Here is a 21,203-nt window from a genome sequence, read left to right on the forward strand (position 1 = left end):
GTCCCGTTTTATGATCACTTGCCAGGATTTATGAGCGCCAGTCCCGTTTTATGATCACTTGCGGGGATTTATGAGCGCCTTTCCTGTTTTATGATCACTTGCGGGGATTTATGAGCGCCAGTCCCGTGTGATGATCATTTGTCGGGGCTGATATGTCGTAACGGTTATTTTAGTATGCGGCAATGGAAACCTCCTCCTTTTACATTGCATTACGATGTACCTCGTGTTACGATGTTTGTAAAGAGGTGAACGATTTGGATCAAGAGATGATGAAAGGGAGCATTGACTTAATTTTATTATCCCTCATCGCGCAACGCGATATGTATGGATATGAAATCGTCAAGGTGTTAAAAAAGGTAAGTGATGATACGTACGAGATGAGTGAAGGGACTCTTTACTCGGCGTTAAAGCGTTTGGAAAAGAGGAGATGGGTTGAATCCTATTGGCAGGAAGCGGATGGTGGTAGGAGAAAGTATTATCGCCTGACCGATGAAGGCAACGACGCTTTGGAAAGCAAGCGCGAGAATTGGAAGTGGATGAATGGCCTTGTCCGGAAAAGTTCGGAAGGTTTGATATGAACCAGGTTTTTCAACGCTTTGTCGAGGGAATTGTAAAGGAGACCGACAGTAATCAAGAGGAACGGGAAGATTTGTATGAAGAACTGCTCTCTCATTTGGAATGTTCATTCATAGATTACAAAAAACAAGGATTTACGGAAGAGGAGGCAATGCGAACCGCTATGACAAACTTTGGAGAAGAACGGGAGATTGGCCAGCAACTTCAACAGGCGATGTATCCGTATCGAAGGGAAATGATGCTTGGATTATCTGTGGCATCGTTGCTTTTAGCGTATGGTGTCTACTTGTCTCAATTATTTGTAATGGGGGACGCGCATATTCCGTGGTTGGTTGTTGCTGTCCTCAGTAGCACGGCATTGCTTTTGATTACCGTAAGACCGATTTCTTCCTTGAATCGGCGCTTATGGATGAATAGCTTGCTGCTCATTCATATCATGATTTTTTTCTATGGGCTTTTATTGGCGACCGATGTTTATCATCCAATGTCCATCGGGTTGACAATCATTGCAGGTCTGATTCTATTGCTTGCCGTTGTTCTTGTGTACCGAACGACAATATATGATTATTCTTCAAATCGCCAACCATGGGCGAAAGATGCGAAACGGATTCACTTTATCAATATTTCAACGGGAATCGTGATCATCCTCATTACATTATTTTTCCTATGGGCATTCCTGTTGTTCAGCTCGGAGATATCGCCTGCATTTTTCTTACTGCTTATTCCACTTGGCTTATGGATTCTCTCCTATACAAGCCAAATGCAATTACTTGCGAAACAACAGAAAAAGTGGGCGTATACAATTGTCTTTATTCAAACTGCCGTAGTTGTGTGTGCCATCGGCTATTGGCTATTAGGAACTATAGGAGGGATGGCATGAAAAAATCATTCAGTTTCCTCATCGGAAGTATCGGTCTCGTTACAATAGCCTTCATTGTGCTTGGTTTGGTGTTTGAAAAAGATGAAAATGAAAAGCAAAATGGATTGACCGGAATTTACGATGTGTCCATCGATGGTTCAATTGCTTATGTCGCATTTGATCAAGGAAAAGCAGGAATTTACCTTCCTGACGGAAATGAAAAGCCGGTTATCGAGTTGCCTGTTGACCAAACGATTTTGGACATCAGTTTCTCAAAAGATGGGAAAAAGCTTGCGTATGTCGTGAGCGATAAAGAGATGAGTCGAAGCAGCAAGAGTGAAGTGCATCTTTTACAAATGGAGACACTTGCGGATCAGCTGGTGTTTCATGAAAAGGCATTGATCACTGAACTGGCATTTGACCCGAAGGATTCTGAGCTTCTCTTTTATTTGCAAGCGGAGACATTTACGAACTATTCTCCGGTTGCAGGCGAGCGGCCGCATGATTTTGATGTGCATAGCATCCATCTCAAGGAAAATGAGCATACGAAATATACCGATTTGAAAAAGTATAATATGCAGTCAATGCAAGTGTCCGCGACGAATGAATCTGTGTATATTCAAATGGATGATGATGAACATGTACAATCGGCGGAGGATGTATTTGCATCCAAGCAGCGCATCTTCGAAATTCCGTTGGCTGCACCAGACGAAAAGATTGTAATCAGTGATCCGGCTGGCGAAGAAGATCTATATGACTTCCACCTTCTCCCGGAAAGGGAAGAGATCGTCTACCAGGCTGTCGGCGGCACAGGACCGAACGGAATTTTTGAATACGAGTTATTCAGCTACAATTGGAAAACGCATGAAACGAAACAGCTGACGAATTTAAAGGAGCATGCTTCTAAACCGGTAGCGGGGCCAGATAACCGAATTTACTTTTTAGTGGATCGCCAATTCGGAGAACGGCAACCTCTTTATCAGCTGTACCGTATGTCTGAAGAAGGGAAGGACATAGAGGAAGTACTGCTGAAATAGTGCTAGGAACCGGACGTCCCAGTCCCCAGCACCTTCTTAGAAAAAGGAGTGGAAAGGAATATAGGATTCCTTAATTCCATGGATCATCGCTTTCTTAATCGATGATTGACTAGTAGGTGCTGCGCGGAATGGGATTTTGTACTTCTTGGCGCATTCTTTGGCTAATCCGCTGCTGCGATGTGAGGAGTGCTCACTTGCTGAAATGATCAAGTCTTTGTTTTTGACAGCTGCTTTGAGACGGGTTTTGCTTTCGTCTCCACTAAAAACATCTAATGAAAAATTTCCGTTTTCCGCGAGCGGCATGAAATCGGCACTCCGAAAATCAGCCCCGATAATTACTATTTTTTTATTTTTTAATAAGTTCAATTCAACATCTGACCAGACATTTTCTTTTTTCGCAGTACTATCCTTATAAAAACTGGATGGTTTAGGTTCAGGTCTTGTGATTTCATGTGTGTGTTCGGGATAACACCAGACGACTCGGAATGACAGGGGATCCGATTCATGAAATGCGATTGTCACGACACTTCCTTCTTTCAAACTATACGTGTCACTATCTCTTTGGCTAATTAAAAATTGATAAGGAGACTCGCCATCGAGTTTTATTCTTGATAACCTCCCGTTTGTGATCATTTGATCTGCAACTAATAACCCGTCTGAAGTTTTTGTGATAACACAATAATCGATTTCGATTCGATTGCATTCATGCTCCGTTACACTATTTTTTCTCTTAATGAAAACTAGATCTTTTAGACGATCCCCGATTGCTTCGATATAATCCCCATGTGCAAACCCATGCATCCGAACGATTTTTTCCGGGACATATATATCCCCGGTCTTTCCTTTTAAAATCCCGCCTTTTAACTTTCTTTCCATAGGGGTTCCCAGGTTTGTCGCGTCAGAATTGCTCGTGACAATCATTCTCTGGGATGTTTCCCTTTTCGAATCGAGTATGTCAAGCTCCTTCTTTTCGGGTTCCGCCGCAACATTGATCAATGGAACGGATCCCCATAATCCTATGGACAGCTCGATGAAATCAAATAACTTATTGATCCTCTCCCTTGTTTCCGCAATATTATCGTCCGTCATTTGATCAATGCAGCTAATTAGTTCATCTGAAATCTGTTTCATGTAGTCAACTCCTTTCGTGTTATTATAACTTACTATTCCTAACATACCGACAAAAATAATTTACTAGCGTTTAATACCGGTGCATATTTTTTAAAAATATCAAGCAAACCCATTGTGAATTTGTTGATTTCTATGATAAGCTAATTCCTGTTTTGAATATCTTAAATAGAAATGAAGGCGATAAATAGATGGCGGCAGTTACAGCCAACGGCCCGGGGAAGAAACTTAACTTGTTTCATCTGACGTGGCCGATTTTTCTTGAGTTATTTTTGTTCATGCTGATGGGTTTGGCGGATACATTCATGTTGAGTGCGTTGTCCGATGATGCTGTATCGGGCGTCGGAGCGGCGAATCAATACGTGATGATTGCAATCCTTGTTCTCGAGGTTGTCGGAAACGGGGCAGCTATCGTTGTTTCGCAATATTTAGGTTCGAGACGTTTCATTGAAGCGTCGAAGATTTCAGCGCTGGCCGTGTCGTTGAATTTGCTGGTAGGGCTAGGAATTAGCGGTGTGTTCATTCTATTCACAAGCCGCATGATGAATGCGATGAATTTACAAGGGGAGGTCCTTGCTCATGCGGAAGCGTATTTGATCATCGTCGGAGGAGGGATTTTCCTTCAAGCAATCATTAATTCGCTCGCTGCAGTCATCCGTGTGCATGGATTTACGAAACAGACGATGTTTGTTTCGCTTGGCATGAACATCATCCACGTCATCGGGAACTATGCGCTCATCTTCGGGAAGTTCGGTATGCCGGCGTTAGGCGTACAAGGAGCTGCGATTTCCTCTGTCGGAAGCCGTTTGATTGCAGTGTTTGTCTTTATTTGGCTGCTGTACCGTGTGCTTGAATATCGCATTGAATTCCACTATTACATTACGTGGTCAAAGGAATACGTCAAAAAGATCCTGCATATCGGACTGCCTTCAGCGTTCGAGCAGATTCTGTACCAGGCGTGCCAAATCGTATTCCTCTACTACGTCACTTACTTAGGGACGGAGGCGCTTGCTGCGAGACAGTATGCGACGAACATCTCGATGTTCAGCTATTTGTTCGCACTCGCAATCGCGCTTGGGACGTCGATTATCGTCGGTCGTCTCGTCGGAAGCGGTGAAAAGGAGGAAGTGTACCACCAAGTTTGGGCATCGTTGAGACGGGCGCTCATCTTCACTGTCATCTTAGTCGCCCTTGTCATGACATTCCGATACCCGCTCATGCGGCTCTTTACCGACAACGAGCAGATTATCCAGCTTGGTGCATCTGTTTTGCTGTTATCGTGTTTACTCGAAACCGGCCGGACGTTCAACATGGTCATCATCAATTCGCTCCGGGCATCGGGCGACGCGAAATTCCCCGTCTTGATGGGAGCTCTCTCGATGGTTATGATGAGTCTACCGTTGGGCTATTTCTTCGTGTTCGTCCTCGATCTTGGACTTGTCGGTGTATGGCTAGCCATTTCAGTCGACGAATGGACGCGCGCCATCATCATGTCGCTCCGTTGGAAAAGCCGCGTGTGGGAACGGTACGCACTTGTGGAACCTGTACGTGAAGCGGAAGCGAAGTCGGATGCCGTGTGAATGAAGGAATGATAAAAGAAGGTCTCTCAATAGATTCATAATGAGAGACCTTCTTTTTTATACTTGTTGTATTATACAATCATCAGAAAAAGAAAAACGGGAGCAAAGCGAAAGTTACGATTGAGCCAAGTGCAATGCCTGCACCGAAAGCAAACCCACGCCCAAAGCCAAATCCGCCTCTAAATCCGTATCCGAATCCGCCTAAATTTCTTTGGCGGCCAAATGGTTCTAAAAAAACTCTATTGCCTCTGACACCTTGAATGATCCCTCTATGGGTTCGTCCATCTCTCGTTCCGATTACGACAGCCCTTCCGATATGCTTGCTGCACAAAGAATGATAATGTTGAACTGACATCGTGTTGTCACCCCATTTCGATTGAACATAGTACATCATATGTGAGGGATTTTTCTTCAAGGGGGACAAACACACCGTTGCATTTGTTTAGAAGGTGCACCTTTTCCATTTAGGATAGCCGTGCAATCTCTGTTGAGGAGAGGGTCAATACGTCCTCTGCATGAAAATCTGTACCCTTCAAGAAGTTTCGGACTAGATAATAGCCCACAGCATATCCAGCCATATGCGGGTAATGACCCGAACCAAAAAGCACTTCCTGATGGATAACAGTCTCTTTTACACGATGCCGATTCGGATGGACGAACGCTTTCCAAAAACGAGCCAACTGTTCGTCTGAATAAAGGGAAGTCCATGAGGAAGTGGATGCCTTGCCGAATCGTTGCTCGACAGCCATTTCTGCCAATCCTTCAAGAATGATTGTATCTAACAGTGTATACTCATCTTCCCGTTTCGGAAAACTGTTTAGGCGGCATACATGATTGTACTCATGTGTCAGTAACGCCCCGATTTCAATTTCCGTATTATGAGGAGATATAAATAAAAAGAGCTTATCTGCATAAGCTACTCCCGCTTTTCCATTGAATTCGCGGGTCAGTTCTTTGTTGTCGACGTCTGCAGGGAAGATAAAAACGGGGACAGAAGGGCCATTCCATTCGCTGCGCAGCAAATCCATTTCATTTGAAGTGATTTCCCAGACGTTTTGGTCTTGCAATTTCTTGCTGAGCGCTCTCCCTTGTTTTGCGGTGATATACATGCCGAACATTGTTAGGTGAAGAAGGATTTCTGCAGCGGAAGCAGTGGGAAAGTATTGGGTTAAGTGCCTGCATACTTTGGAAGGGTCTCCATGAGACTCCGCTATCCACTTGTCTGTCCGGACGATTGCCATGCTGCACGCTCCTTTTTGAACTATCATATTCCAGTGACGAAGGGAAGTTCCGATAATTTTAAAACCTACTAAATTACTATGTATTAAAGGGATTAATCTGCTATAATCAACTAAACCAAGAAACGAGAAGGAGTGGAACGGTTTGCGTGTAGTGAATAATATTGCCGAGTTGATCGGCGAAACGCCTGTAGTAAGATTGAATCGCCTTCCCGACCAACATGGCGCAGATGTCTATGTGAAACTTGAATATTTCAATCCGAGCAGAAGCGTTAAGGACCGTGCGGCATACAATATGATAATCGAAGCGGAAAAAGCGGGTTTATTGCAACCGGGAGATACGATTATTGAGCCGACATCTGGAAACACAGGAATCGGACTCGCAATGAACGCCGCAGCGAGAGGGTATAAAACGATTATCGTCATGCCGGACTCTTCTACACTCGAGCGGATCAATATTTTAAAAGCATACGGTGCAACGGTCGTGTTGACACCTAGTGAATTGAAAATGCCGGGTGCTATTCAAAAGGCGGAGGAAATTTCGGTGGAGATTCCGAATAGCTTCATTCCGATGCAATTTGAAAATGAGGCGAACCCGGATATTCATCGGTATACGACAGGACCAGAAATTATCAGAGCGATGGAATTGTTGAACCGCAAACTGACAGCATTCGTCTGTACGGCAGGTACCGGGGGCACAGTCACGGGTACCGGAGAATTTTTGAAGGAATTCGATAGTAGTATTACGGTCCATATAGCGGAGCCTGCAGGTTCTCCGGTGTTGTCCGGCGGAAAGCCTGGGAAGCATAAGCTTGTCGGAACAAGTCCCGGCTTCATCCCATCGATTTTGAACACATCCATTTACGACGAGATCTTCAAGATTGAAGACAAGGACGCTTATGAAACGGTCCGTGAATTGGCTGCGCGTGAAGGCTTGTTGCTTGGTCCTAGCGGTGGTGCTTCCGTCTATGCTGCGATGCAAGTGGCAAAACGTTTGACGCCGAATGATACCGTTGTCTGTATCGCTCCTGATAATGGCGAACGATATTTATCGAGCGATTTATTTGATTTCTAAAGGAGAGGAATAGGAGTCCTCTCCCTTTTCATACTACTAATTCCGACTAAACTAATCCGATAAGTAGAGGTGTGAGAAATGTATGTAACGATCGATGGAATAGAGAAGAGTTTCATCAATGAAAGAAAAGAGCAGGTTCAAGTGCTGGACCACATTGATATCGATATGGAAAAAGGGAGCTTCGTCTCCATCGTTGGACCTTCCGGCTGCGGCAAATCGACGCTCCTCTATATGATTGCAGGCTTGGAGAAGGCGGATAAAGGCAGTATCCGCATCGCGGGGAATGAAGTGAAAAAGCCTGGTCCCGACCGAGTCGTCGTTTTTCAGGAGGCTGGACTGTTTCCATGGTTGACTGTCCTGGAAAACGTGAAGTACGGCCTGCTGCTGAAGAAGATGCCGAAGCAAGAGGCCGAGACAAAAGCGATTGATATGTTAAAAATGGTCCATCTCAGCAATTATATCCATTCGTATCCACACCAACTTTCAGGTGGGATGAAGCAACGGGTGTCCATCGCGAGAGCATTAGTGATGGAACCGGATATTTTATTGATGGATGAACCTTTCTCCGCGCTCGATGAACAGACGAGGATGGTGCTCCATAAAGAATTGATTGACATCTGGAAGAAGACGAAAGTGACGATCTTTTTCGTTACACATAATATCCGGGAAGCCGTTTTACTATCGGAAAAAGTGATTGTGTTCGGCACCCGTCCCGGAAAGGTGAAGGAAATCATTCCAGTTCCGACTTCAACGGACGGCGTGTTGCCCGATAGTGTGACATTGCATACAGAACAACGGATTTTAGCAATTTTGGAGGAGGAAATTGAAAAGGTGTTAAAGGAGGAAATGGGTGATGACTACAGCTTTACGACGAATCATCTTCATCGCAATGATAGCGGTGATATGGGAAGTCACATCTAGACTTTCGGTATTGCCGGATTTCATGTTTCCGCGTTTAACACAAGTGTTGGAAACTCTTTTTAATGGTCTTGTGAACGGGCAAATTGTAGCGGCAATCGGGAAAAGCATGAGCCGCCTGCTGATCGGATTTGCAATCGCAATCGTTTTAGGCGTCATTATGGGCTATCTCATTTGGCGATATAAATTAGTCGAGGACACACTCGGTTTTCTCGTAACCGCGTTGCAATCCATTCCGAGTATCGTCTGGTTCCCGCTTGCCATCATCTGGTTCGGCTTGAATGATTTCTCGATCCTGTTCATCGTCACAATCGGCGCGACGTGGACGATGACAGTTAGTGCGACGAGCGGATTCCGGAATGTGCCGACATTGTATCAACGGGTCGCGAAAACATTCGGATCGACAGGGGTTCATTTCATTCGAACTGTCATCTTGCCGGCGTCCGTTCCCCAATTGTTATCAGGACTCCGTATCGCTTGGGCATTTTCATGGAGGGCATTGATGGCTGGCGAATTGCTTGGCTCAGGCGGAGGGCTAGGGCAATTGCTTGAAACAGGACGGTCTCTCGGTCAAATGGATCTCGTCATCTCAGTCATGATCATCATCGCGGTGATCGGGACGATTATGGATAATGTTGTGTTTCTACGTTTGGAGCGTTCCGTACAGAAAAAATGGGGTCTGGCATGACCTATACAAAGGAGATATCGACAATGAAAAAGTCATTGATTATGATGTTGTTAACAGTTTTAGTGGCGGGCATCCTATCTGCTTGCGGTTCTTCCTCGTCAGGCAGTAAGTCGGTAAAAATCGGGTACTTCCCGAACTTGACGCATATCGCAACGATTGTCGCCCTTGAAAACGGCTATTTTGAGGAGGAATTCGGGGTTGATGTAAAGATTGAAACGAAAACAGTTAGCAACGGCGGGCTTTTCATGGAAGCGATGACAACGAAATCAATCGACGTCGGTACAGTCGGTCCTGGTCCATTGTTGAACTTCTACGTGAAAAACCCGACGTTCCGCTTGATTTCAGGCGCAGTGAACGGAGGAGCTGTGCTCGTTTCGAGTGAAGGCGGAGGTGTTTCGGAGCTTGCCGATCTTGACGGCAAAAAAGTCGCCATCCCGGTCATCGGAAGCACACAAGACGTCATGCTTCGAAAAGCATTGAAAGAAGTGAATCTCGAAACGACATCGAACGGCGGTACAGTCGAATTATTCGCAGCAGCTCCGGCAGACACCGCTACATTATTCGTCCAAAACTCGGTCGATGCTGCAGCGACACAAGAGCCGTGGGGAAATATCCTCGAAACTCAGGCGAACGGTAAGCTGATCCTCGACTGGGATGAATTTGCGTGGGGGAAGGAATCGACGAACACAGTCGTTGCTGCCAGCGATGAATTCTTGAAGAATAAAGAGTTTGCGAGCGCTTATTTGAAAGCCCATAAACGGGCAGTCGAGTTCATCCAACAAAACCCGGAAGAAGCACAAGATCTCGTCATCCAGCATATTAAAGATTTGACGGGGAAAGAAATAAATAAAGAAGAAACAGCCGCAGCATTCGCAAAGCTTGAAGTCACGACGGAGGTAAATGAACAAGTCATCCAGGAAATGGCGGATATCAGCAAGGAAGCGGGATATGTAACGAGCAGCGACATTGAAGGGATGATCGATCTTTCTTATTTATTGGGAGAGTAGGCTGATATGGAAGAAACCTCAAAGTAATAATAGATATAAAAGATTTATGTAATAATGAGGTTGAATTAAGCTTCAGAAAAATGAAAGCCTAATTTCTAGCGACAGTGTGAGGAGAAATTAGGCTTTACTTTATGAGCATACCCTCTACTTGACTTTCGAAATTAATCCCAAATTTGAGGTCGATCAATTCCTATGGTTCTCATATAATCTAATAACTGACCTGTATGAACAGATTCGTGATAAGCGATACGCAAAAGCATATCCCCAAGTGTTCTTACATAACCTACGTCTGAACGGTCTATTTTTACATTTTCTAAATCGTACATAGTAAGTGACTTTATATAGTTCAAGAATTCCAAACGATATGGGTAAGCAAATGCAATTTCATCATCTACTGATATGAATTCTTTTTTCTCAAATGGATTGGTTGAATTAGATAATGCTCCACTACCTCTATTAAGGAGAATTTGGTGATATAGAAACTCACCTTCTAATAAATGTCTGATCATATCAGCGCAAGTAAGGGCATTTTCATCGGGTTTCCAATCCAGCATATGATCAGGTATCGCTTTCCATACTTTAATACTTCTACGCCTGATTTCTTCGAAGTTCAGAATTATTAAATCATTACTATTCAATTTTATTCCTCCTATCGTGTTTCCACTATTTTATCATATGGATAATTCGGTTATAATCGAAGTATGGATGTAATTGGAGTGGTGATAATGGAAAGTAGACCAGATTTTTCGTACGTTGCAAAATTGATGGGTGATTCATCTCGGGCTGCTATGTTAGAAGCTCTACTTGGGCTTGACGGGCTTCCAACAAATGAGTTAGCAAGGAAGGCAAATGTTTCATTGCAAACAGCGAGCGGGCATTTAGCGAAGCTAGTAGAAGGAAATCTGATTCGTGTAGAAAAACATGGGCGCCATCGCTATTTTCGTCTAGCTAGCCCCGACGTTGCACATGCGATAGAAACGTTGACTGTTATTGCGCCAGCCCCGAACATCAAGTCTTTGAAGAATTTTTCTCGAGCGGAAAAGGTTCGAATTGCCCGAACTTGTTACGACCATTTGGCCGGAAAACTTGGTGTTTCCTTAACTGAAGCCTTCATTCAAAAGGGGTATTTAGCTGAGGGTGAAAATGATTTTCTTGTAACGGATAAAGGTGAGAAATTCTTTAGTGATTTTGATATTAATCTTGATGTTTTAAGAAATCAACGAAGATATTTTGCTCGAAAATGCCTTGATTGGAGTGAGAGGCGTTACCATCTTGCAGGAGCTTTAGGAAATGCTGTTCTATTACGGTTGTTAGATTTACACTGGATTGAAAAGCTTCCAGATAGGGCTGTGAAGGTTACAAGAACAGGAAGAGTTGGCTTATATGAATCATTAGGGATTACGGATTGCAAAGTGTAATCTTGAGTAGATTAATAATACTTTATTTTATGTGAGATTTGCTGCGGAACTGAATAATATGCATATGAAAATTATCTACAGTTTGGTCTGTTCGCGGAGCTTGCTAGCCAAGTTCTGTTTTTTATTTATAATAAAAAAGGACCTCACTGAGAATGTGGCCAATGAAAAACTTACGCTTTTATATTTGTAAGGTACTTCGAAATCTAAAAAGACACTACTTCGTTCTAATTTGAACGAAGTGGTGTCTTTTTCTTTGGTATTTCTTACTCACGGACATTATCCAAGCAATATTTACTATTCAACCCTTCAAGAATGAAAGTGAAATCAACAAGTTCATTTATTTGACGCAGCAGATATCTTTAGAAACGACGATATCGTATGGACTGAGGTTTAAAGTTTCTTGATTAGAAATCATCGTGAACACCATCAGAATTTATTATGTTGATTATACAATAAAAACAGCGATTCATTCCTCGTTGAAAGGAAGTAAATCGCTTGTTTTACATTTTCATTTTATCTGAGTTCCGTTGATTGGAGTGAAGAGCGGCGAAAGAGGTGCTCTCAACGCTTCGCTTTTGTTCGCAAAAGCCGTTCTTCGTGACGGCTTTTCCTGTGGGATTAGCGGGACAGGTGAGACCCCGCAGAAGCGAAGCGACGAGGAGGCTCACCGCCCGCCCCACGGAAAGCGTCCGCTCGGAACGCAAATCAACAGTTCTAAGGGGAGTCCTTTAAAATGGCCTTTTTCAGTGACCTCCTAAGAATAAAGGTCCTCTGTACTTCATTTATTAACTATCAGCCTTTGCTTCCCGCAGGCGTCTTGCCTTGCCAGTTGTCATCGATAATGAAACGATAGCGAATAAGAAAGCGATGATAACAACTATACCACCGACAGTCGGCATGCTTGTGACTGAATCGGTATAGCCCAATACGAGCCCACCAATGCCTGATCCCATCGCAATTCCGACTTGCAACGCAGAATTGTTAAGACTTTGATGGATATCAGATGAAGCAGGATCCGTCTGTATAATATAATCCTGCTGCGGCGGCGCAAGGGCCCAGCTCAATGTGCCCCAAATCATCATGATGACAATGAAGAACGCGAATGAGAATGTCGAATAGGGCAATACGAACAAAATGATTGCGAAAGCACCAATGATGATGAGAATGCTTTTCTTCGAACCAATCCAATTTGCAAGATTTCCCCCTAAAGCGCCACCCCCAACTGCAGCAATTCCAAATAGGAAATAGCAGATGCTGATCCAGTATTGGTTCAAGTTTAAGTTCGTTTCAAGGAATGGTGTGAAGTACGCGTAAACCGTATAATGGCCGGCCAACATGAACATCGTCGCCAAGTGGGCAAAGACGATTTTTTTATTCGCAAGTGCTTTGATTTGTGCGGAAAGGGGTTGAACGTCACCCATCGGAACCTTCCCAAGGAAGATGGAAACGAAAATGAAAGAGCAGATCGAAAGAACCGCAATCCCTAAAAACACACTACGCCAACCGAATGCATTCGTTATAAGAATACCGAGAGGCACACCTAAAACAAGGGAAGAACTGATCCCCATAATAATATATCCTAGCGCCTTTGCACGGTGGGACGCTTCGACAATCCGCGCGGTAATCGTCAAGGAAAGGACGATGAGAAGCGCCGCACTCATCGATGTAATCACGCGGGCAATCATCACAAATGTAAAAGTGGGGCTGAAATAGGTCATAATATTTCCAATGAAAAAGATCGACATTGTGAGTAAATAAAGCTTTTTCCTTTCGACTTTCGCGGTCAATGATAATAAAACCGGACCGGCTATGGCGAACACAAGCGCGTAAACCGTTATGAGCTGACCAGCCGTTCCGATTGAAACGTTCAAATCATCTGCGATAATCGGTAAAATACCGCCAACGATCAATTCAACGAGCCCAACTGTAATCGTCGATATGGCAAGAATTAAAACTCGTAAATCCATAAAAAATCCTCCTCTATAAATAAAAAACTCCCGACTGCAAAGTAAGTTCCTTTGTAGTCAGGAGTTAATGGTTCCTGGTAGAGACCCTCAAACCGTATTATTGAGGTTATACATATATGTTGAAGTTATGAAATTTCCATTCACCAATCTACCATGGTCCGACAAATTTTTCAAGAACAATTTCATTTTTATTGCCGATTATGGTTACATAGATTGACCTGTCTTATCTGGAATAAAGAAATCCTCCCTGCATAACAGAACCTGTAACTTCATGGGTTTTGCTATTTTTATGATGACGTAACAATAGAGACAAGTTAGTCAAGAAGAAGGGAAAGCAACATGTTTGTCGAACTTTCAAAAGTAAGTGAAAGCTGAAGGGATACGTAAGGATAATCAAGGGAAAAGGGGATGAGGAAAATGCCAGAAATAAATCATAAAACGTATATTAAAGTACCTTTAGAAGAAGTGTATAAAACAATTTCAACATCTCAAGGGTGGAATGCTTGGTTTACGGATGACACATTTTTAAAGATAAACCTAGATGGAACTGGTGAAATACGATTAAGATGGACAAATTTCGGTAGTGAAAATGTAAATATTGAAGATGGAGGGAGAATACTCGAGGTAGACCCAAACAAAAGATTTGTTTTTCAATGGTCGCCAGGAGAACAAAGTTCAACAGTCACTTTTACACTTGAGCCTTATAAAGACGGAACATTAGTAGTACTTAATGAGACGGGTTTTACAGATTCAGAAGAAGACTTAAAAGCGTGTATTGGATGTGCAGTAGGTTGGGGAGAAGCATTAACACTTTTAAAGATATACTTAGAGTATGGAATTGTGTATAAACAAGATTTATAAACCAATGAGGGGTGTCCCGATGTATGATCCAACAGTCTTTGAAAACTTAAAAGTCGCATTTGAAAACCGAGTGTATGATCTTGATACGATCGATAGAGAAATAAAACTTACGAACCGATCGGATCAAATGGATTTTGCCATCCTTTCTCGGATATTCGCTATACAGTTTACGCTTTTTCATTTAGAAGATGTGTCTGCCGAAATCATTTTGGAGGCATCTTTACGGGATTTGGCGGATGAAATATTGGAAGCCCCAGAGGGAAATCCCGGCTGTTCATTGACAGTGCGCTTTCTTAAGCGTGTCCAGCATGAAACGGAGCAGTGCAGTCTTATCGAAGATTCGTTACGTGATATTTGGGAAAACGAAGTTCTCGTCGTCCAAACGTTGAGCTTTTTATATGGAGAAGGCGAGCGCGGTTATTTGAACACCATTGATGTGAAATTCAGAACAAAAATCAATGAGGAGAATATGTCGGAGATTCCGGATTTTCTCCAAAGTATTCTCGATGCGCTTCGTGTGCTACATGCCATTTGAGCATGAAAAATTTCGAATCGTCTCTATCCTGATTCAAGAAATCGCTATATAATAAAGGACGTAAGCGCAATTGAAATGAGTTATGCGCAATTGCCGACGTTTATGCGTGACTATTGCGATTTATGCGTAATTTGACCGTTTTATGAGCGTTAGGATTTTATTTTGACAGAAGGAAAAGGTGTACAACATATGAGTTTATTGACAGTAAGTAATTTGAGTCATGGGTTTGGGGATCGGGCGATATTCGATGATGTGTCGTTCCGTTTATTGCAAGGCGAGCATATCGGGCTGATCGGTGCGAACGGCGAAGGGAAATCGACGTTCATGAATATCATTACGCGAAAACTTGAGCCGGATGCGGGTACAGTCGCTTGGGCGAAGCGCGTGCGCGTCGGTTATTTGGACCAGCATGTCGTATTGCAGCAAGGGATGAGCATCCGTGATGTGCTTAGGACTGCGTTCCAATACCTTTATGATTTGGAGGCAGAGATGAATGCCCTTTTCGCGAAGATGGGCGAAGTCGATGCGGACGAACTTGAGAAACTGCTCGAAGAAACGGGGCAGATGCAGGATGAGCTGACGAACAAAGACTTTTACATCATTGATTCGAAAGTGGATGAAGTGGCGAACGGACTGGGCTTGGATGAATTCGGCCTCGACCGTGATGTACACGATTTAAGCGGCGGGCAGCGGACGAAAGTATTGCTCGGAAAGCTTCTTCTTGAGAAGCCGGATATTTTGCTCCTTGACGAGCCGACGAACTATTTGGATGTCGAGCATATCGAATGGCTGCGCAATTACTTGCAGAACTACGACAACGCGTTCATCCTCATTTCGCATGATATTCCATTCCTGAACAGCGTCATTAATTTGATCTACCATATGGAAAATCAACAAATTACGCGGTACGCAGGGGATTATGATGAGTTTTTACGCGTCCATGAAATGAAGAAACAGCAAGTGGAGGCGGCGTACAAGAAGCAACAGAAGGAAATCGCCAATTTGAAAGACTTTGTGGCGCGCAATAAAGCGAATGCTGCAACAAGCCGGATGGCGATGTCTCGTCAGAAGAAGCTCGATAAGATGGACATCATTGAACTCGATGCAGAAAAGCCGAAGCCGCAATTCGATTTCAAACTTGCCCGTACGCCGGGACGTTATTTATTCCAAACGAAAGGCCTTGTCATTGGGTATGATGAGCCGCTGTCGAAGGAGCTCGACTTGACGATGGAGCGTGGGCAGAAGATTGCATTGGCTGGAGCGAACGGGATCGGGAAGACGACGCTTCTGAAAAGCATCCTCGGTGAAATCCCGTCTCTTGCAGGATCTGTCGAGCTTGGCGATCATCTTGAAATCGGCTATTTCGAGCAGGAAATGAAGACGGAATCGAATCGCACTTGCTTGGAAGAAGTATGGGATGAGTTCCCGCATTTCACGCAGTATGAAGTGCGTGCCGCATTGGCGCGATGCGGTTTGACGACGAAACATATTGAGAGCAAGGTGAAAGTACTAAGCGGGGGAGAACGGGCGAAAGTGCGCCTCTGCAAGCTCATCAACCGAGAAACGAATCTGCTCGTCCTCGATGAGCCGACGAACCACCTTGACGTCGATGCGAAGGCAGAATTGAAGCGGGCGTTGAAGGAATACAAGGGAAGCGTCCTGCTCATTTCCCATGAGCCTGATTTTTATGAAGGCGTTGTGACGGATGTGTGGAACGGAGAAAATTGGACGACGAAAATGTTTTAATTACAAAAGCGAAAGCCGTTACGGAGAACGGCTTTTGCGAGCAAGAAATGTAATTAGCGATTTTTTGGAACAGAGTAACTTTTTCTTATGACCCGAGATGCTGCCGCCCGGAGTCTAGACGTGACAGAAGGGCACCTAAGTGAGTTACCTCCACTTAGGTGCTTTTTTCAGATGTAGCCGTTGATCCGCGATTTGTTTTCCTGATGGATTTCCTCTTGTAATCCTTCTATCGCATCTTTCCGCCGTTCATTCTTTTCCTTAATGGAAGCAAGCTCTGCGCCTTCCGCGGTTTTCGCCGCTTCGTTCGCTGCTTCCATATTGCTGATCGTCTTCTTCAATCGGTCTACATTATCGGCAGAATCATTCGGTAATGGTCTCGGCATGATCATTCCTCCTTCACTTTTCAATGAAATAGTCTTTCCAACTGACGAAGAAATATGTATAAGCTCGCAATCTCGCAAAAATGAAAATGATTCTATATAATACCCTTATTGGTATAAAGAACGGGGGAAGATGTCAATGGAAGTGGAGCAAGTTCTTCATTCACCGGAAGCGCAACGGAAATTGTATAAACGAACGTTATTCGTCGTTGTCATGTCTCAAATTTTTGGTGGGGCGGGACTGGCGGCGGGAGTAACTGTTGGAGCACTCATTGCGAAGGATATGCTTGGCACTGCAAGCTTTGCGGGAGTTCCGGCAGCATTATTCACGCTTGGCTCTGCACTTGCTGCATTCCTGGTCGGCCGCATTTCCCAGCGGTCAGGTCGCAGATACGGACTGTCGCTTGGCTTTATCACTGGCGGAGTTGGAGCGATTGGCGTCATACTTGCCGCCACGTTTGACAATCTGTTTTTATTATTCATCTCATTATTCATTTATGGTGCAGGAACTTCGACAAACCTTCAGGCGAGATATGCCGGAACGGATTTGGCGAATGAAAAGCAGCGTGCAACAGCGATTAGTATCGCAATGGTTTCGACTACATTCGGTGCTGTTGCGGGACCGAATTTAGTGACACCGATGGGTGAAGTTGCTCTTGCTTTTGGTATTCCCGCTTTAGCAGGACCTTTCATATTGGCGGCAGTTGCGTATTTACTAGCAGGTTTTACATTTCTCGTCTTTTTACGCCCAGATCCATTCCTTGTTGCGAAAGCGATTGCTGCTGAGCAAGAGAAAAATGTTCAGCAAAAGACGAAAGATGCAGGACGTGAATTGCAAAGCAAAGCGAATCGCATCGGTGTTGTAGTCGGTGCAGCTGTGCTGATCTTATCTCATTTCGTCATGGTCGCCGTCATGACGATGACTCCGGTTCATATGCAAAATCATGGAAGCGGCTTGTCAGCTGTCGGAATGGTGATCGGCTTTCATATTGCCGCGATGTATTTACCATCACTTGGAACGGGAATATTGGTCGATAAACTAGGACGTACATTCATGGTCATCGCTTCGGGTGTCACACTTTCCATTGCCGGATTGCTGGCGGCCTTTGCTCCCGGGGAATCCTTCTTCTGGATTGCGGTAGCGCTCATCCTGCTTGGGCTTGGCTGGAACTTTGGATTGATTAGCGGAACCGCGATCATTATTGATTCGACCAACATGAAAACACGCGCGAAGACGCAAGGCTCTGTTGATGTGTGGGTTGCGCTTTCCGGCACGGCGGGCAGCTTGCTATCAGGCATCATCGTCGCTTATTCAAGCTACGCCATTTTAGGGTTTGTCGGAGCGTATTTATCGTTGCTTCTCATTCCGCTCATTATTTGGGTTCATATGAAAGGTAGAAGCAAGGAAGTTGCTGAAATTATGTAAGGTAATAAATCTAGCGGGCGAACGAAGGTTATCTTCGGTCGCCTTTTTTTTATTTCCTACCCCCTTAAACAGAGAACTCGCTTCGAATAACTAGTATGTCCCAAAGTGGACAACAACTTAGATGAGGTGATTGATATGCAAAAGAAGTGGAGAAAAACAGGAGCGGCATTGCTTATCGCAGGTTTAACAATAAGTGGGACTGGCTATGCGCTTGCTGATGGTGGGAAAGTGACGGAAATTATCGATCTTAGCGAACTTGGAAAAGACACAGTGGACGAGTCGCCGGTAAGCCCGGTTAGAGAAGTTGTGAAAGTTGATAACACGGAGACGGATAACGGCACTGCTCCTGAAACGGACGAAGGAAATGGAACACTAGAAACTGAAAAAGAAGACGGAACCACAGGGTCTGATAAAGAAGCGACTGAAACAGATGAAAACGAATTGCCTGAAATTCCGGAAGGCTATACAGCAGGAAATCTTGCCGCTTTAGCAAAAGCTTATGACCAAGTTCAAAATCCAAATGCGAAGGCGGCCATCAAACGGAATATGGAACGTTCCATCGCAAAATGGGAAAGCAAGCAGCCTGTTGTTGAAACGCCTGAAGAGGAAGGTAAAGAAGAAGCGTCGGTAACTGAGAATACGATTAAAGTTGAAGAACCGGTGAAAGAAGAAGCACCGGAACAAAAAGAAAAACCGGCTAAAGTGACAGCGAAAAATCCTCAAGCTGAATTGAACGCAAAACATAAACAGCAAAAAGACGAATTGAAAGCTACTCAAAAAGCTGAACGTGAAGCATTGAAACAGCAGCGCAAAGCTGTAAAGGAACAGCAAAAACAAGAGAAAAAAGAGAAGAAAAACTAATTTACCATAGTTTGCTGCTTTCCATTTTCCGTTGCCCCGCTTACAATCGTAGCAATCGGAATTGATGGGAACGGGGGGATAACCATGCTTTTGTCCATCATACAAGGAATTTTCAACAAGAAGTCTGATACAGCATTGAAAGAGCTTGTATGGAAGGCGAAGACCGGCGATGAGAAGGTTCTGAACGATCTTCTCATCGCATTTACTCCGTTCATGAAAAAAACGGCTTCTTTTGTATGTGATCGATTCATTGACGAAAGCGATGAGGAATTTAGCATCGCAATGGTCGGATTCCACGAGGCGGTTTTGAAATATGATCCGGAAGAAAAAACGTCGCTTACGACATTTGCCCATTTGATCATGAAGCGGCGGCTGATCGATCATATCCGAAAAGAAGCATTGAGGAAGGAAAACATCCTTTTAATCATAGATGATGGAGATGCAAAGACCCGAGAATACGCCTTCGACGAATCATCGATTTCCTCTTATTCGGAAGAGCGGTGCGCAGAGGAACGTCGGGAAGAGATGGTTGAGTATAGCAGGTTGCTGGAGGAATATGGCTTGTCATTCAGCGAGTTGGCTAAGGTATCGCCCAAACATGTGGATTCTCGAAAGACCGCTTTTCAAATCGCGCAAATCATAGCAGAGACGCCCGAGTTTTTTGAGCTTCTTAGTGAAAATAAAAGACTGCCAATCAAGCAGTTGGAACATATTGTCGAAGTTTCAAGAAAAACGATCGAGCGACATCGAAAATACATCATTGCGGTTGCACTGTTGCTGAACCACGATTTTACATACATAAAGGAATACGTAAAAGGGGAACTCCTATGATGCGGACATATAGAGGCGTTGTTTGCGAAAAGAAAACAAAATATATGGTGTTCCTGACGGAAAAAGGCGAATTTCTGCGAGGAATTCCGATCGGGAATTCGCCGGAAATTGGGGAAGAGGCCGAATTCACACTCGCTGTCCCATCTCTTATCGCAAAAGGAAAGGCGAAGCCACGGTTTATCGGAGTTGCATTGGCCGCTGCAGTCCTTCTATTTTTCTTTATGTCGTCATGGGGTCCTTTGAATGAAAAAGTGATGGCTTATGTCCAACTGGATGCCGGCGCTGCGATGGAGTTTGGGGTGGACCGGAAAGGAAATGTCATTTCATTGCGTTACTTGAATGAAACGCCGACTGAACGGGATCGTCTGTCTGAATGGGAGAACCATCAAATCCTTGATGTGCTGAACATGGCTGTCTTGAAATTATCGAAACCTGACGAGAAAATCAGTATTACGACAATCTATCAGAGCCGCGGAAGTGAACGGGAAACGCGTAAGATGATTGAAGACGTCGTCCAACAAGTCCGTATGAAACATGTTGAGTTGAATTTGGATATTGCTGAAAGCACAGCAGCGGAAAGAAAAATGGCGAATAAAAAGAAAATGTCGATCCACCAATTCAAATCGACAAAAAAAGAAAAGAAGCACGCTAATAAGAAGGATCCGTCCAAGGAAAAACCGGAACAAAAGCAAAAAGACGCATTGCAAAAACCGAAGAAGGAAATTGATTCTCCGGTACAGCCTCAACAAAAAAAGGTGGAAGAGGAGAAGGAGCAGCAAATCCCGCTTAAGGAGAAGAGTGAAGTGAAGCCGAACAATAGCCGAAGTGACAAGGTGCCACCTCATGCGGATATAAAGGGACCACCGCCTCATTCGTCTTCGCATAAACATAATAAAGGCAATCAAGGAACGACGGATAAGCAGCAAAAAGAGAATGAGGCAAATGAAAAGAAACAGAATCAGCAAAATAACAAATGAGGCTGCCACAGAACCGTAGCAGCCTCTTTTTTTCGTTTAATAATACCTCAAGTGATCATAAACCTGTATAAGCGCTCATAAATCCCTGCAAGTGA

At 44.1% G+C, this 21,203-nt stretch carries 22 protein-coding genes, 1 pseudogene and 1 riboswitch; of the genes and pseudogenes, 16 read left to right on the top strand and 7 right to left on the bottom strand.

The genetic code is table 11. The annotated features are described in order from the left end of the window. Positions 1-254 precede the first annotated feature (254 nt). Genes AWV70_RS11620 through AWV70_RS11630 form a run of 3 tightly spaced genes read left to right on the top strand, consistent with a single transcriptional unit; the run spans position 255 to position 2,472 of the window. Positions 255-578 carry a PadR family transcriptional regulator gene (locus tag AWV70_RS11620; protein ID WP_060207236.1) on the top strand — a complete coding sequence of 108 codons (324 nt, stop codon included), beginning with the start codon at positions 255-257 and terminating at the stop codon, positions 576-578. Next, entirely contained in the window at positions 575-1,456 is an 882-nt protein-coding gene (locus tag AWV70_RS23835) for a permease prefix domain 1-containing protein (protein ID WP_060207238.1), read from the top strand. The genes AWV70_RS11620 and AWV70_RS23835 overlap by 4 nt, the downstream gene beginning before the upstream one ends. After that, positions 1,453-2,472 (top strand): PD40 domain-containing protein, encoded by a 1,020-nt coding sequence (locus AWV70_RS11630; RefSeq protein WP_060207240.1) that lies wholly within the window; start codon positions 1,453-1,455, stop codon positions 2,470-2,472. Before AWV70_RS23835 ends, AWV70_RS11630 begins: the two co-directional genes overlap by 4 nt. A 36-nt stretch (positions 2,473-2,508) precedes the next feature. Here AWV70_RS11630 and AWV70_RS11635 read toward each other — a convergent pair whose 3' ends face one another. Continuing rightward, entirely contained in the window at positions 2,509-3,603 is a 1,095-nt protein-coding gene (locus AWV70_RS11635) for a DUF2325 domain-containing protein (RefSeq protein ID WP_060207242.1), read from the bottom strand. Positions 3,604-3,791: 188 nt separating this feature from the next. Between AWV70_RS11635 and AWV70_RS11640 the strand changes: the two genes are divergently transcribed. After that, positions 3,792-5,180: an MATE family efflux transporter gene (locus tag AWV70_RS11640; protein WP_060207243.1), complete on the top strand. Its 1,389-nt coding sequence runs from the start codon at positions 3,792-3,794 to the stop codon at positions 5,178-5,180. Between the two features lie 82 nt (positions 5,181-5,262). On the opposite strand, the gene AWV70_RS11645 is transcribed toward AWV70_RS11640, so the two are convergent. Both AWV70_RS11645 and AWV70_RS11650 read right to left on the bottom strand, forming a co-directional pair. Beyond that, positions 5,263-5,535 carry a hypothetical protein gene (locus tag AWV70_RS11645; RefSeq protein WP_060207245.1) on the bottom strand — a complete coding sequence of 91 codons (273 nt, stop codon included), beginning with the start codon at positions 5,533-5,535 and terminating at the stop codon, positions 5,263-5,265. 109 nt (positions 5,536-5,644) lie between these two features. Further along, entirely contained in the window at positions 5,645-6,421 is a 777-nt protein-coding gene (locus AWV70_RS11650) for a DUF2268 domain-containing protein (protein WP_060207247.1), read from the bottom strand. Between the two features lie 142 nt (positions 6,422-6,563). Between AWV70_RS11650 and cysK the strand changes: the two genes are divergently transcribed. The 4 genes from cysK to AWV70_RS11670 all read left to right on the top strand — a co-directional run bounded on the left by cysK (position 6,564) and on the right by AWV70_RS11670 (position 10,106). Further along, a complete protein-coding gene (cysK, locus tag AWV70_RS11655) occupies positions 6,564-7,493 on the top strand; it encodes a cysteine synthase A (protein ID WP_060207249.1) in 930 nt (309 codons plus the stop codon). Between the two features lie 78 nt (positions 7,494-7,571). After that, positions 7,572-8,414 (top strand): ABC transporter ATP-binding protein, encoded by an 843-nt coding sequence (locus AWV70_RS11660; RefSeq protein ID WP_060207252.1) that lies wholly within the window; start codon positions 7,572-7,574, stop codon positions 8,412-8,414. Further along, on the top strand, positions 8,347-9,099 hold the full coding sequence (locus AWV70_RS11665) for an ABC transporter permease (protein WP_060207254.1): 753 nt from the start codon (positions 8,347-8,349) through the stop codon (positions 9,097-9,099). The genes AWV70_RS11660 and AWV70_RS11665 overlap by 68 nt, the downstream gene beginning before the upstream one ends. 23 nt (positions 9,100-9,122) lie before the next feature. Further along, on the top strand, positions 9,123-10,106 hold the full coding sequence (locus AWV70_RS11670; RefSeq protein ID WP_060207256.1) for an aliphatic sulfonate ABC transporter substrate-binding protein: 984 nt from the start codon (positions 9,123-9,125) through the stop codon (positions 10,104-10,106). A 161-nt stretch (positions 10,107-10,267) separates the two neighbouring features. Here AWV70_RS11670 and AWV70_RS11675 read toward each other — a convergent pair whose 3' ends face one another. Continuing rightward, positions 10,268-10,744, bottom strand: a complete 477-nt coding sequence (locus AWV70_RS11675) for a DinB family protein (protein WP_060207259.1) — start codon at positions 10,742-10,744, stop codon at positions 10,268-10,270. An 87-nt stretch (positions 10,745-10,831) separates the two neighbouring features. Here AWV70_RS11675 and AWV70_RS11680 point away from each other — a divergent pair, with 87 nt between their 5' ends. Then, positions 10,832-11,524 carry an ArsR/SmtB family transcription factor gene (locus tag AWV70_RS11680; protein ID WP_060207261.1) on the top strand — a complete coding sequence of 231 codons (693 nt, stop codon included), beginning with the start codon at positions 10,832-10,834 and terminating at the stop codon, positions 11,522-11,524. Between the two features lie 269 nt (positions 11,525-11,793). Here AWV70_RS11680 and AWV70_RS23440 read toward each other — a convergent pair. Both AWV70_RS23440 and AWV70_RS11685 read right to left on the bottom strand, forming a co-directional pair. Next, a pseudogene (locus AWV70_RS23440) lies at positions 11,794-11,939 on the bottom strand (IS5/IS1182 family transposase); the annotation flags it as partial. A gap of 370 nt (positions 11,940-12,309) precedes the next feature. After that, the gene (locus AWV70_RS11685) at positions 12,310-13,491 is read right to left on the bottom strand and encodes an MFS transporter (protein ID WP_060207263.1); all 1,182 of its coding nucleotides are present in this window, start codon (positions 13,489-13,491) and stop codon (positions 12,310-12,312) included. Between the two features lie 34 nt (positions 13,492-13,525). Further along, a riboswitch (purine riboswitch) is annotated at positions 13,526-13,625 on the bottom strand. 283 nt (positions 13,626-13,908) lie between these two features. Between AWV70_RS11685 and AWV70_RS11690 the strand changes: the two genes are divergently transcribed. The 3 genes from AWV70_RS11690 to AWV70_RS11700 all read left to right on the top strand — a co-directional run bounded on the left by AWV70_RS11690 (position 13,909) and on the right by AWV70_RS11700 (position 16,633). Beyond that, complete coding sequence (locus AWV70_RS11690; protein ID WP_060207264.1) at positions 13,909-14,352, top strand: SRPBCC family protein; 444 nt, start codon at positions 13,909-13,911, stop codon at positions 14,350-14,352. A gap of 19 nt (positions 14,353-14,371) precedes the next feature. Next, positions 14,372-14,887, top strand: coding sequence for a hypothetical protein (locus AWV70_RS11695; protein WP_060207266.1), 516 nt, complete (start codon positions 14,372-14,374; stop codon positions 14,885-14,887). A 189-nt stretch (positions 14,888-15,076) separates the two neighbouring features. Next, positions 15,077-16,633: an ABC-F family ATP-binding cassette domain-containing protein gene (locus tag AWV70_RS11700; protein WP_060207268.1), complete on the top strand. Its 1,557-nt coding sequence runs from the start codon at positions 15,077-15,079 to the stop codon at positions 16,631-16,633. Positions 16,634-16,800: 167 nt separating this feature from the next. Here the strand turns inward: AWV70_RS11700 and AWV70_RS11705 are convergent, their stop codons facing one another. After that, positions 16,801-17,016 carry a small, acid-soluble spore protein tlp gene (locus AWV70_RS11705; RefSeq protein WP_082713587.1) on the bottom strand — a complete coding sequence of 72 codons (216 nt, stop codon included), beginning with the start codon at positions 17,014-17,016 and terminating at the stop codon, positions 16,801-16,803. A gap of 136 nt (positions 17,017-17,152) precedes the next feature. On the opposite strand from AWV70_RS11705, the gene AWV70_RS11710 reads away from it, so the two are divergent. The 4 genes from AWV70_RS11710 to AWV70_RS11725 all read left to right on the top strand — a co-directional run bounded on the left by AWV70_RS11710 (position 17,153) and on the right by AWV70_RS11725 (position 21,108). After that, a complete protein-coding gene (locus AWV70_RS11710) occupies positions 17,153-18,439 on the top strand; it encodes an MFS transporter (RefSeq protein WP_414714833.1) in 1,287 nt (428 codons plus the stop codon). 135 nt (positions 18,440-18,574) lie between these two features. Beyond that, the gene (locus AWV70_RS11715; RefSeq protein ID WP_060207275.1) at positions 18,575-19,300 is read left to right on the top strand and encodes a hypothetical protein; all 726 of its coding nucleotides are present in this window, start codon (positions 18,575-18,577) and stop codon (positions 19,298-19,300) included. Positions 19,301-19,384: 84 nt separating this feature from the next. After that, the gene (gene sigI / locus AWV70_RS11720; protein ID WP_060207277.1) at positions 19,385-20,131 is read left to right on the top strand and encodes an RNA polymerase sigma-I factor; all 747 of its coding nucleotides are present in this window, start codon (positions 19,385-19,387) and stop codon (positions 20,129-20,131) included. Continuing rightward, positions 20,128-21,108, top strand: a complete 981-nt coding sequence (locus tag AWV70_RS11725; RefSeq protein ID WP_060207279.1) for an anti-sigma factor domain-containing protein — start codon at positions 20,128-20,130, stop codon at positions 21,106-21,108. Before sigI ends, AWV70_RS11725 begins: the two co-directional genes overlap by 4 nt. Positions 21,109-21,203 lie beyond the last annotated feature (95 nt).

The organism is Sporosarcina koreensis, assembly GCF_001531445.1.
GTDB classification, from domain to species: Bacteria; Bacillota; Bacilli; order Bacillales_A; family Planococcaceae; genus Sporosarcina; species Sporosarcina koreensis_C.